The 11,959-nt window shown below is 71.5% G+C and carries 11 protein-coding genes and 1 pseudogene; 8 read left to right on the forward strand and 4 right to left on the reverse strand.

The genetic code is table 11. The features are described 5' to 3' along the window. Window positions 1-243 precede the first annotated feature (243 nt). Window positions 244-921 carry a phosphate signaling complex protein PhoU gene (phoU, locus tag VR44_RS23745; RefSeq protein ID WP_042813786.1) on the reverse strand — a complete coding sequence of 226 codons (678 nt, stop codon included), beginning with the start codon at window positions 919-921 and terminating at the stop codon, window positions 244-246. A 219-nt stretch (window positions 922-1,140) separates the two neighbouring features. Here phoU and phoR point away from each other — a divergent pair, with 219 nt between their 5' ends. After that, a complete protein-coding gene (gene phoR / locus VR44_RS23750; RefSeq protein WP_045949611.1) occupies window positions 1,141-2,415 on the forward strand; it encodes a two-component system sensor histidine kinase PhoR in 1,275 nt (424 codons plus the stop codon). Between the two features lie 5 nt (window positions 2,416-2,420). Beyond that, the gene (gene phoP / locus VR44_RS23755; RefSeq protein WP_467644498.1) at window positions 2,421-3,092 is read left to right on the forward strand and encodes a two-component system response regulator PhoP; all 672 of its coding nucleotides are present in this window, start codon (window positions 2,421-2,423) and stop codon (window positions 3,090-3,092) included. Between the two features lie 67 nt (window positions 3,093-3,159). On the opposite strand, the gene VR44_RS23760 is transcribed toward phoP, so the two are convergent. Continuing rightward, window positions 3,160-3,837: a copper chaperone PCu(A)C domain-containing protein gene (locus tag VR44_RS23760; protein WP_045949612.1), complete on the reverse strand. Its 678-nt coding sequence runs from the start codon at window positions 3,835-3,837 to the stop codon at window positions 3,160-3,162. Between the two features lie 555 nt (window positions 3,838-4,392). Here VR44_RS23760 and VR44_RS23765 point away from each other — a divergent pair. The 5 genes from VR44_RS23765 to rlmB all read left to right on the forward strand — a co-directional run bounded on the left by VR44_RS23765 (window position 4,393) and on the right by rlmB (window position 9,052). After that, on the forward strand, window positions 4,393-4,875 hold the full coding sequence (locus tag VR44_RS23765) for a CarD family transcriptional regulator (protein ID WP_003953493.1): 483 nt from the start codon (window positions 4,393-4,395) through the stop codon (window positions 4,873-4,875). A gap of 304 nt (window positions 4,876-5,179) precedes the next feature. Then, entirely contained in the window at window positions 5,180-5,926 is a 747-nt protein-coding gene (gene ispD / locus VR44_RS23770) for a 2-C-methyl-D-erythritol 4-phosphate cytidylyltransferase (protein ID WP_045949613.1), read from the forward strand. Beyond that, a complete protein-coding gene (gene ispF, locus VR44_RS23775) occupies window positions 5,916-6,422 on the forward strand; it encodes a 2-C-methyl-D-erythritol 2,4-cyclodiphosphate synthase (protein ID WP_045949614.1) in 507 nt (168 codons plus the stop codon). Before ispD ends, ispF begins: the two co-directional genes overlap by 11 nt. A gap of 136 nt (window positions 6,423-6,558) precedes the next feature. Further along, complete coding sequence (cysS, locus tag VR44_RS23780) at window positions 6,559-7,959, forward strand: cysteine--tRNA ligase (protein WP_045949615.1); 1,401 nt, start codon at window positions 6,559-6,561, stop codon at window positions 7,957-7,959. 121 nt (window positions 7,960-8,080) lie between these two features. Continuing rightward, entirely contained in the window at window positions 8,081-9,052 is a 972-nt protein-coding gene (gene rlmB / locus VR44_RS23785; RefSeq protein WP_045949616.1) for a 23S rRNA (guanosine(2251)-2'-O)-methyltransferase RlmB, read from the forward strand. Between the two features lie 116 nt (window positions 9,053-9,168). On the opposite strand, the gene VR44_RS23790 is transcribed toward rlmB, so the two are convergent. Both VR44_RS23790 and VR44_RS23795 read right to left on the reverse strand, forming a co-directional pair. Beyond that, the gene (locus VR44_RS23790) at window positions 9,169-9,795 is read right to left on the reverse strand and encodes an NUDIX hydrolase (RefSeq protein WP_045949619.1); all 627 of its coding nucleotides are present in this window, start codon (window positions 9,793-9,795) and stop codon (window positions 9,169-9,171) included. Window positions 9,796-9,843: 48 nt separating this feature from the next. Further along, on the reverse strand, window positions 9,844-11,331 hold the full coding sequence (locus tag VR44_RS23795) for a hypothetical protein (RefSeq protein WP_157880387.1): 1,488 nt from the start codon (window positions 11,329-11,331) through the stop codon (window positions 9,844-9,846). A gap of 160 nt (window positions 11,332-11,491) precedes the next feature. Between VR44_RS23795 and VR44_RS23800 the strand changes: the two are divergent. Further along, window positions 11,492-11,959: pseudogene (locus VR44_RS23800) on the forward strand (hypothetical protein); the annotation flags it as partial.

An 11,959-nucleotide genomic window follows, 5' to 3' on the forward strand; every position in this document is an offset into this window, starting at 1 on the left:
GACTGGCAGCCGCAGCCGCAGCCGGAGCCGCAGCCGCAGGCCGCGAGCAGGGGCAGGCGCAGGGGCTCCGGACGGGGCGGCTGCTCCTGCTCCGGGGTGATGGGGACGGGGGAATCGGGCATGGATCCTCCTCGCAGGCGGCGTACGGGACGTCGTACAGGACGGCGCAGTGCCTTCGCCTCATTCATGCCCAGCCACACCGGCGCGTCAACGGCGCATTGGGGCGTGCCGCGCGAAGGGGTCTCAGACGCCGTCCACCTGGGTGGGCTGCTGCAGCTCGTCCGCGTGCTCGCCCGTCACCAGGTACACGACGCGCTTGGCCACGGAGACCGCGTGGTCGGCGAACCGCTCGTAGTAGCGGCCCAGGAGGGTGACGTCCACGGCCGTCTCGATGCCGTGCTTCCAGCGGTCGTCCATCAGGTGCTGGAAGAGGGTGCGGTGCAGCTGGTCCATCTCGTCGTCGTCCTGCTCCAGCTGGAGGGCCAGGTCGACGTCCTTCGTGATGATGACCTCGGCCGCCTTCGCCATCAGGCGCTGGGCGAGCTGTCCCATCTCCAGGATCGTGGCGTGCAGGTCGCGCGGCACCGCGCGGTCGGGGAACCGCAGCCGGGCCAGCTTCGCGACGTGCTGCGCCAGGTCGCCGGAGCGCTCCAGGTCGGCGCTCATGCGCAGCGAGGTGACGACGATGCGCAGGTCGGTGGCGACCGGCTGCTGGCGGGCCAGCAGGGCGATGGCGCGCGCTTCCAGGTCGTGCTGCAGGTCGTCGACCTTCTGGTCGGCGGCGATGACGCTCTCGGCGAGCTTCAGGTCGGCGTCCAGCATGGAGGTCGTGGCCCGCCCGATCGCGGAACCGACGAGCCGGGCCATCTCGACCAGGCTCTCTCCGATCGAGTCCAGTTCCTCGTGGTACGCGTCGCGCATGTGTCCTTCTCCTGCCTGCTTGCCTACTACTCGCTGTCACTACTGCTACTGCCGTGTGGTCCGTCGTGCCCCACGTTGACACGTTCGGCCGCCAACGCGTCCGACTCCGGCATCACAAATGAATCAACACCGTCGCCAGGGTGAACTCTGGGCGACGACTGTTCGAGCTGCCACCCGAACGGCTGTGGAAGTGCCGTAGGGGCTGCTTAACCTGGACACATGGACGTGAACGCGGCGGTCGCCGCAGCTGCGGCGATCGCCGGTCTCTGCACCGGTGTCATCGCCATGCTGGCGTTCCGCTGGAGCGAGCGCGACCAAGCCCGCCCCACGAGGAGCTCCATGCGCCCCGACATCAACGCGGTGCTCCCGCCCGGCGTGGACACGGTGCTCTCCGTACTCCGCTCCTCCGCCGTCGTCCTCGACGAGGGCGACGCGGTGGTCAAGGCCAGCTCGGCGGCGTACGCCCTCGGCCTGGTCCGCGGCGGGAAGCTCGCCGTGGAGCCCATGCTCCACATGGCCCGTGACACCCGCCGCGACGGTGAGATACGCCAGATCGAGCTCGACCTGCCCCGGCGCGGGACCGGCCGCGGCGAGGCCCTCGCGGTGTCCGCCCGCGTCGCCCCGCTGGGTTCCCGGCTGGTGCTCCTGCTGGTCGAGGACCTGACCGAGGCCCGCCGCATCGAGGCGGTCCGCCGCGACTTCGTCGCGAACGTGTCGCACGAGCTGAAGACCCCGGTCGGCGCGATCTCCCTGCTGTCCGAGGCGGTGATGGACGCCGCGGACGACCCCGAGGCGGTCAGCCGCTTCGCGGGCCGCATGCAGATCGAGGCCACCCGCCTGATCAACCTCGTACAGGAGCTCATCGACCTCTCCCGGGTGCAGAACGACGACCCGCTGGAGGACGCCGAACCGGTACGGGTGGACACGCTGGTGGCGGAGGCCATCGACCGCTGCCGCCACACGGCCACTTCCAAGCAGATCACCATGGCCGCCGGCGGCACCGCCGACCTGCGCGTCTGGGGCCACCGCGGCCAGCTGGCCGCCGCCCTCGGCAACCTGGTGGAGAACGCCGTCAACTACAGCCCGGCCCGTACCCGGGTCGGGATCGCCGCCCGCCGGGTGACCGCGCCGGGCGGGGACCTGATCGAGATAGCCGTGACCGACCAGGGCATCGGCATCCCCGAGAAGGACCGCGAACGCATCTTCGAGCGCTTCTACCGGGTGGACCCCGCCCGCTCCCGCGCCACCGGCGGAACCGGACTGGGCCTCGCGATCGTGAAGCACGTGGCGGCCTCGCACGGCGGCGAGGTGTCGGTGTGGAGCTCCGAGGGCCAGGGCTCCACGTTCACCCTGCGTCTCCCCGAGGCGGGCGCCCCGGCCCCGGCGCCCGCCCCGGACACCACCGGCGCGGCGGCGGAGGCCACGGCCCCCGGACCCGCCCGGCCCCCGCTTGACCCAGAAACAGTCGTCCCCTCCCCGGAGGTCCTTCCGTGACCCGAGTGCTCGTCGTCGAGGATGAGGAATCCTTCAGCGACGCCCTGTCCTACATGCTCCGCAAGGAAGGCTTCGAGGTCGCGATCGCCGCGACGGGGCCCGACGGGCTCGACGAGTTCGAGCGCAACGGCGCCGACCTCGTCCTCCTGGACCTGATGCTGCCCGGCCTGCCGGGCACCGAGGTCTGCCGGCAGCTGCGCGGCCGCTCCAACGTCCCCGTGATCATGGTGACCGCCAAGGACAGCGAGATCGACAAGGTCGTCGGGCTGGAGATAGGAGCCGACGACTACGTCACGAAGCCCTTCTCCTCCCGGGAGCTGGTGGCCCGCATCCGCGCGGTCCTGCGCCGGCGCGGGGAGCCGGAGGAGGTCACCCCGGCGGCGCTGGAGGCCGGCCCGGTGCGGATGGACGTGGACCGGCACGTGGTCACGGTCGGCGGGGCCAAGGTGGACCTGCCGCTGAAGGAGTTCGACCTGCTGGAGATGCTGCTGCGCAACGCGGGCCGCGTGCTGACCCGCATGCAGCTGATCGACCGGGTGTGGGGCGCGGACTACGTCGGCGACACCAAGACCCTCGACGTCCACGTCAAGCGCCTGCGGGCCAAGATCGAGCCGGACCCGGGCGCCCCGCGCTACCTGGTCACGGTCCGCGGCCTCGGCTACAAGTTCGAGCCGTAGCCCTGCCGGGCGTGAAACGGGGAAGGGGCCCCGGCCGCTGTGCGGCCGGGGCCCCTTCCTTCGTGCGTCAGTGGCCGGCGCCGTGCGAGGCCGAGGCCGACGGGGAGCCGGAGGCGGCCGGGCTGCCGGAGGCGGCGCCCGACGGGGAGGCGGCCGGGGAGCCGGAGGGGCTGCCCGACGGGGAGGCGGAGGCCGAGCCGGAGGGGGCCGGGGTGGCGCCCGCGGCCGGGGCCTCGGTGGGGCCGTAGCCCGCGTACATGCCGGTGGCCGGGACGACGTAGGCGTCCAGCTTCACGTCGCCGGCGTTGCTGAGCTGGAAGGTCATCTCCTGGACGTTGCCGTTCTGGACGGCCTCGCGGCCACCCTCGACCACGGCGGAGGCGTTGCCCTTGCCGCCGAGGACCACGGAACCGCCGGCGGGCACGGTGATCTTGCCGGAGCCAGCGGAGTCCTTCAGCGTCACCTTGGACTTGCCACCCGCCAGGGTGATCGCGTCCAGGGTCTGGTCCTTGGTGCCGGCGTTGAAGAGGGTCGCCGAGACGGAGGCCGGGCCCTTCTTCTCCTTGTCGCCCTTGGTGATCACCAGGGCGTTCTGGATCTTGATGTCGCCCTTGGTGACGGCGGCGTTGTCCGGCTTGATCTGGAGAGTCTGCGCGTCGTTGCCCGCGCCGCACGCGGCAAGCGAGGCGAGCGAGAACACTACGGCGGAAGCGGCGAGGGCGCCGCGTCGAAGGCTGCGGCTCACGGCGGCGGCAACTCCTTGGACGTACGGACGGGACGGTGGGCTCTCGGAGCGGCCGAGGTAAAGCCGCCCTAAGGGTGTGTCAGCGGGCTTAGGTTACCGAGCCGCCACCCCGCCCCCGCACCCGACCCTCCGCAGTGCGCGCACCGCCGCCCGCGCGTGCGCGATCTTGCATTCCGCTATCCCGCCGGAGGGTCCGCCGGTGATCGAATTCAGGCATTCCGTCGAACGTCGACCCGTGATCAATTCAGGATTGGGCCGGAACCCGCTCCGTACGGGTGCCCGCCAGTCGAACGGAGTACTTCGGTTTCCTGTCCTGGAACCCGGCAAAACGGGACGTACGTCACACTGGTGGGTGCGTCCGCCAGGTGTAACGTGGTCGTTTCGCCCGGTCCGCACAGCGCCTCCGACCTGCGAATACCCCCCTCCGGAAGCCTTCCGCAGCACGTTCGTGTCGCTGTTGTCAAGCCCCGAGATGTGCCCTGACCTGCGAAAACGCCATTCATAACAGTCAGTTCTCGTGTTACCCTGGATAGCCACGGAAGGGGTACCTGTCACATGACGTTCAAGGTTGGCGACACCGTGGTCTATCCCCATCACGGGGCCGCGCTGATCGAGGCCATCGAAACTCGCCAGATCAAAGGCGTGGACAAGACCTACTTGGTGCTCAAGGTCGCCCAGGGCGACCTGACGGTTCGTGTGCCTGCGGACAATGCGGAGTTCGTCGGCGTTCGCGACGTAGTCGGCCAGGACGGGCTGGACCGGGTCTTCGAGGTGCTCCGCGCACCGTACGCAGAAGAGCCCACGAACTGGTCCCGTCGCTACAAGGCAAATCTGGAGAAGCTCGCTTCGGGCGATGTCATCAAGGTCGCCGAAGTGGTGCGCGACCTGTGGCGTCGTGAGCGTGAGCGTGGGCTTTCCGCCGGTGAGAAGCGGATGCTCGCGAAGGCGCGTCAGATTCTGGTGAGCGAGCTCGCGCTCGCCGAGAACACGAACGAGGACAAGGCCGAGGCCCTCCTCGACGAGGTGCTCGCGTCCTGACGCTCACGCATCTCGATCAAGCGCTGTGATCACAGTGTGCCGCGGTGCCCGATGACAGGCCCTCTCCACGAGAGGGCTGTTGCCGGGCGCTGCGGCATGTCTGCATCCGCTCTGCATCCGCGGGTAATTCCGCTTCCGCTTCCGTGCCCCGCGTCCGCTTCCGTGCCCGCGTCCTCCACCTGGTGTGCCGGGTCCGGGCAGCCGGCTCGACCGGTCGTCACGGAAGGGGCGAGGGCGTCGCACCCGGCACCCTTCAGGCCATACCCATGTCGGCCGAAGTCACAAACCTGGCTCGGAGCTACTGATGTCTGACGAATCCCGCCCCCACCGCACCGCCGCGGTGATCCCGGCCGCCGGCCGCGGGGTACGCCTCGGCCCCGGCGCCCCCAAGGCCCTGCGGGCCCTCGGCGGGACGCCCATGCTGGTCCACGCCGTCCGCGCCATGGCCCGCTCCCGCGCGGTGTCCCTCGTCGTGGTCGTCGCCCCGCCCGACGGGGCCGCCGAGGTGCGCCACCTCCTCGACGAGCACCCGCTGCCCGAAAGGACCGACGTCCTCGTCGTCCCCGGCGGCGACACCCGCCAGGAATCCGTGCGCGCCGGCCTGGACGCCCTCCCGGCCGACATCACCTCCGTACTCATCCACGACGCGGCCCGCCCCCTGGTCCCCGTCGACACCGTGGACTCCGTGGTCGAGGCCGTCCGCGACGGCGCCCCCGCCGTCGTCCCCGCCCTGCCGCTCGCCGACACCGTCAAGGAGGTCGAGCCCGGCCGCCCCGGCGAGCCCGAACCCGTCCTCGGCACCCCCGAGCGCTCCCGGCTGCGCGCCGTGCAGACCCCGCAGGGCTTCGACCTCAAGACCCTGCTCCACGCGCACGAGACCATCGCCGTCAACGGCGAGGGCGCCACCGACGACGCCGGAATGGTGGAACGCACCGGAGTCACCGTCGTGGTCGTCCCCGGCCACGAGGAGGCCTTCAAGGTCACCCGCCCCCTCGACCTCGTCCTCGCCGAGGCCGTACTCGCCCGCAGGAGGGCCACCGATGCCTACTGATCCCGCCGCCGCCCCCCTGATCCCGCTCGTCGGCATCGGCACCGACGTGCACGCCTTCGAGACGGGCCGCGAGCTGTGGTGCGCCGGCCTGCTCTGGGAGGGCGAGGACGGCCTCGCCGGGCACTCCGACGGCGACGTCGCCGCCCACGCCGCCTGCGACGCCCTCTTCTCCGCCGCCGGCGTCGGCGACCTCGGCGCCCACTTCGGCACCTCCCGCCCCGAATGGTCCGGCGCCGCCGGCGTCACCCTCCTGGCGGAGGCCGCCCGCATCGTCCGCGCCGAGGGCTTCGAGATCGGCAACATCGCCATCCAGGTGATCGGCGTACGCCCGAAGATCGGCAAGCGGCGCGAGGAGGCGCAGAAGGCCCTCGCCGCCGCCGCGGGCGCCCCCGTCTCCGTCTCCGGCACCACCACCGACGGCCTCGGCCTCACCGGCCGCGCCGAAGGCCTCGCCGCCATCGCCACCGCCCTCGTCTACCGGACGAACCGGGACTGAGTACGGGGTACGCCCACAACGCGGCCGTTACAGATGTCAGGCCGCCGATGACCGATGTCACCTCTTCGGCAACAAAGAGTCCCCGCGACCTCAAACGGTCGCGGGGCACTGCCACAGGCGCACTACCCTGGATGCCGTGACTATTCGCCTGTACGACACCAGCGCCCGGCAGATCCGCGACTTCACCCCGCTCACGCCGGGCTGCGTCTCGATCTACCTGTGTGGTGCCACCGTCCAGGCGGCGCCGCACATCGGGCACATCCGCTCGGGCCTCAACTTCGACATGATGCGCCGCTGGTTCACCTACCGCGGCTACGACGTGACCTTCATCCGCAACGTCACGGACATCGACGACAAGATCATCAGCAAGTCGGCCGCGCAGGGCCGCCCCTGGTGGTCCATCGGCTACGAGAACGAGCGCGCCTTCAACGACGGCTACGCCGCCCTCGGCTGCCTGCCGCCCACCTACGAGCCCCGCGCCACCGGCCACGTCACCGAGATGGTCGAGATGATGCGCGGCCTCATCGAGCGCGGTCACGCGTACGAGGCCGACGGCAACGTCTACTTCGACGTGCGCTCCTTCCCCGGCTACCTGGAGCTGTCGAACCAGGAGCTCGACAACCTCCTCCAGCCCTCCTCCGAGGGCGAGACCGGCAAGCGCGACTCCCGCGACTTCGCCATGTGGAAGGCCGCCAAGCCCGGCGAGCCCTCCTGGGAGACCCCGTGGGGCCGCGGCCGCCCCGGCTGGCACCTGGAGTGCTCGGCCATGGCGCACAAGTACCTCGGTTCCGCCTTCGACATCCACGGCGGCGGCCTGGACCTGATCTTCCCGCACCACGAGAACGAGATCGCCCAGGCCAAGGCCTTCGGCGACGAGTTCGCGAACTTCTGGGTGCACAACGCCTGGGTCACCATGTCCGGCGAGAAGATGTCCAAGTCGCTGGGCAACTCGGTCCTCGTCTCCGAGATGGTCAAGCAGTGGCGCCCGATCGTCCTGCGCTACTACCTCGGCACCCCGCACTACCGCTCGATGATCGAGTACAGCGAGGAGGCGCTGCGCGAGGCCGAGTCCGCGTTCGCGCGCATCGAGGGCTTCTGCCAGCGCGTCGTCGAGAAGGCGGGCGGGCCCGTCGAGGCCGCAGCCGAGGTGCCGCCGGCCTTCGCCGAGGCGATGGACGACGACCTGGGCGTCCCGCAGGCCCTCGCGATCGTCCACACCACCGTCCGCCAGGGCAACAGTGCGCTCGCCGCCGACGACAAGGACGCGGCCATCGCCCGGCTGTCCGAGGTACGGGCCATGCTGGGAGTCCTCGGCCTGGACCCGCTCGACCCCCAGTGGGCCGGCGAGTCCGACCGCGGCGAGGAACTGCACGGCGCCGTCGACACCCTCGTACGCCTCGTCCTGGACCAGCGCGAGTCCGCCCGGGCCCGCAAGGACTGGGCCACCGCCGACGCCATCCGCGACCAGCTCCAGCAGTCCGGCCTGGTCATCGAGGACAGCCCGACCGGCCCGCGCTGGACGCTCGGCCCGCGCTGATCCGGGCCCCCGGGGCGCGGTCCGGACCCGCTCGGACCAGCGCCGTTGTGCCGCTCGGCCTTCCGGGCGGCACACTCTTCATACGTACATAACGCAGCACGAACGAAAACAGGTAGAGGTCATGGCCGGTAACAGCCAGCGCAGGAACCGCCGCACGTCCAACAAGAAGGGCGCTACGGTCGGCAGCGGTGGCCAGCGGCGCAAGGGCCTGGAAGGCAAGGGCCCCACGCCCAAGGCCGAGGACCGCAAGGGCCACAAGGCCTTCCGGATCTCCAACGCCATGGCCCGCCAGGCCGCCAAGCGCCGCCCCGCCCCCCGCCGCGGCGGCCCCAAGGGCACGAGCGAGATGGTCGTCGGCCGTAACCCGGTCTTCGAGGCCCTGCGTGACGGCGTCCCCGCCACCACCCTCTACGTGCAGCAGTTCATCGACAACGACGAGCGCGTCCGCGACGCCCTCAAGCTCGCCGGCGAGCGCGGCAACATCAACCTGATGGAAGCCCCCCGCGCCGAGCTCGACCGCATGACCAACGGGCTCAACCACCAGGGCCTCGTCCTCCAGGTCCCGCCGTACGAGTACGCGCACCCCGAGGACCTCACCGACGCCGCCTACGACAACGGCGAGGACCCCCTCATCGTCGCCCTCGACGGCGTCACCGACCCGCGCAACCTCGGTGCCATCGTCCGCTCCGTCTCCGCCTTCGGCGGCCACGGCGTGGTCATCCCCGAGCGCCGCGCCGCCGGTATGACCGCGGGCGCCTGGAAGACCTCCGCGGGCACCGCCGCCCGCACCCCGGTCTCCCGCGTCACCAACCTGACCCGCGCCCTCCAGGAGTACAAGAAGGCCGGCATCGCCGTCGTCGGCCTCGCCGCCGAGGGCACCCACGAGGTCCAGGACCTCGACGCCCTCGCCGGGCCCGTGGTCATCGTCGTCGGCTCCGAGGGCAAGGGCCTCGGCCGCCTCGTCGGCGAGAACTGCGACTACCTCGTCCGCATCCCGATGCCGGGCGGCGCCGAGTCCCTCAACGCCGGTGTCGCCGCGGGCGTCGTCCTGTACGAGGCCGCCCGCCGCCGCGCCACCCAGGGCCGCGTCTGACCCGTACGGCCCCGAACGGGGCCGGGCCGCCGTACGCACTCCGTACGGCGGCCCGGAACCGGCCCCTCAGCCGGAACGGGCCCCGGGCGGCCCCGCGGCCGCCCCGGGGAGCACCCTCAGCCGGCCAGGCCCGCCAGGCGGGCCCGGAACAGGGCCGCCAGCGTGAACCCGTCCGTGATGCGGCCGTCCAGGACCATCTCCTCCGCCTCCGCGAACGGCACCGTCCGCGTACTGCGGATCCCCTCGCCCACCGCGAGGCGGCCGATCCCGCCGATCCGCGCCGCGTACAGCAGCACTTGGTCGCCCATGACCCCCGTGTCCGGGTGGACGGCCCCCAGCGGCACCAGCTCCAGGACCTCCGCCCCGATCTCCTCGCGCAGCTCCTTCGCCGCGTTCTCCGTGTCCGCCAGGCCCCGGGTGCCGAAGCCCCGCGGGACCTCCCACCGCCACGACCGCGTCGCGTGCCGGAAGTGCTCGATCAGCACCACCTGCCCGTCCAGCAGCGGCAGCACCACGCACCCCGGCTCGGGCGTCGTCCCGATCGAGCGGATGTACGTCCCCTCGCGGCCGTCCGGGAACCGGACCGCGTCACGGACCAGCATCACGTACGGATCCCGGTACAGCAGCCCGCCCGCGCCGGCCACCGCCGCCGGGTCCGTGAGGATCTCGATCCCGCCCGGTTCGTTGCGGAACAGCTCCGGCCGCTCCGCGCGGAGCCGTTCGTATCCCTCTACCCCGTTCATGACCACCCCCGTAGTCCGCGGGGCCCCGCACCCCGGACCGCCGGGCCGCTAGGCCGCCGCCATCTGGTCGGCCGGGCGCCCGAGGACGCCGCCGCCGCTCTCCACGACCTCCCGCCCATATACCCGCAGGATGGTCTGCCAGTCTTTCCGCAGGTTGTTCAGCCGCAGCGACGGCAGCGTCACGCTGTGCCCGAGCCCTCCGCTCAGCCACCCCCTCCCCGTGTCCCTGAACTGCAGACGCAGGCTGACGACCCCGGCGGCGGCCGTCAGCAGCTGCAGGGACCCGGACAGCAGCGTGATGTCCTGGCCCGCGCTCAGCTGGGCCGCGATCCCCGCCGACTCCAGGACCAGGACCGTGCTGATCTCCCGGACGAACCCGCGGTGCGACGCGCTCGTCCTGCGCGCCGCACGCAGCATCCGCGCGTGGGAGCGGGTCACGTCCGAGGTGTGCTGCGCGAACTCCTCCGGCGAAGGCAGCCGTCCGTCCCGGAAGCCGCCGCGGACGAAGGCCTCCAGGGAGTCGATGTACGCCCGCCACTCCTCCTCGCGCCGCAGCCGCACGATGTCGGCCAGCGACAGCCCGGCGTACGAGTTGGGCCCGTCCACCGCCCGGTGCAGTTCGTCCGCGAACAGGTCGCGCAGCAGCAGGCCGATCGCCTCGGGGTCGTCGGCCGCCGGCCGGGAGTCCTCCCGCAGCTCGTTGAGGGTCGCCCGCGGCGGCGAGTCGGGCGGGGTCAGGGCGATCAGGCCGCTCGCCTTGGGGACGCCCAGGCTGTACAGCAGGTCGATCAGCTGCTTGGCCGGCACGATGTGCTCGCCCTCGCGCAGGAGGTTCTCGTGCGGTTCGGTGCCCGGCCGGCTCAGGAACCGTTCGTAGACCATGTTGCGCGTGATGTCCCGGTCGATGTCCTGGTCGCCGGCCCAGTCGTACAGATCCTTGAGGATGCCCACGCGCATGGCCCGTGCCTGCTCCTTCGGGATGCCGAGGTTCTGGGCCAGTACCTCGGCGGGCAGCCGGCGCAGCACGGACAGCTGCGTGGAGAAGAAGTTGCCCACCTGCGTCGCGCGCTGCCGGTTGCTCGCGTCGTCCCAGTCGAAGCGCACCAGCCCCGGATCCGACTCGTCCGTGATCAGCCGTCTCCAGGCGGTCGCGACCGAGCGGTCGTGGCCCCAGCCGAATTCGGCCGTCGCCTCCCGCTCCGTGTACAGGTACGGCACCATCGCGCGCCGGTTGAGCAACTGGATGAAGGCGGCGCGCTCGGACGGCTCCGCGGTGGGCAGGTAATTCGAGTAGAGGGCCTCGTTGTTGAGGAAGTACGCCCGGTTGACCACCAGGGTTCCGCTGTTGACGAGGGAACGCCGAAGCTCCGCCGCACCGGCGGCCACGGCTTCGGACGAAGGGCCCGCCGGGGTGCTCGCCCGCTGCCGGGATGCGGCCAGATCCGCGGGCAGCCACTGGTTGTCGAGGGCCTGCGCCATCACCGGATAGTCCGTGAGATCGGCGAAAACGAGCTGGTTGTGCAACCGTTCTGTCATTACCGGTTCCCCCTCAGCAAGCAACTGCGGGGATTCTTGCATCAGTTGACGGAGAGTTCCCGAACAATCCCGCTGTTCCCGGCACCTGGCCTGATCTTGACGGGCCTCGGACAGATCCCTGCTGTCAAAGCAGTGTCCTAAACACTGATCACTCGGTTAGATGAGTGTGGACACCAGAACGTCAGGGTTCGACGACCAGCCCGCGCTGAGCATGGTCAAGGTGCCGTGCGACCCCGCACAGGTCATCGTCAACCACGCCAGCTTCCGCGTGCGGCTCGCACCGAGCCCGAGCGCGCGTTCCAAGCCCGCGAATGCCCCCGGCCCCGGCCGCGCACCGGTCCTCGCCGCCGGAGCCGTCGCGGCCGCCGGAGTCACCCGCCGCCGCGCACCCGTCGTCTGGAGCGGCAAGACCGCCCCCGGCGGCGACGCCGCGGCCACCGGCCAGCTCCTCCAGGCCGTACGCCAAGCCGGACGCGGCCACGACGACTACGACGGCGGCGCCACCCAGACCATCCCCCGGGTGGACCTCGCGCGCGACCTCACCGAGGACACCCTCGCCACCCCCACCGTCATCGGCCAGCGCACCTACGCCGACCCCGACGAGACCCGCCCCCTGGCCGCCGTACCC

The sequence above is a fragment of the Streptomyces katrae genome (assembly GCF_000966975.1).
Taxonomy (GTDB): Bacteria; Actinomycetota; Actinomycetes; order Streptomycetales; family Streptomycetaceae; genus Streptomyces; species Streptomyces katrae.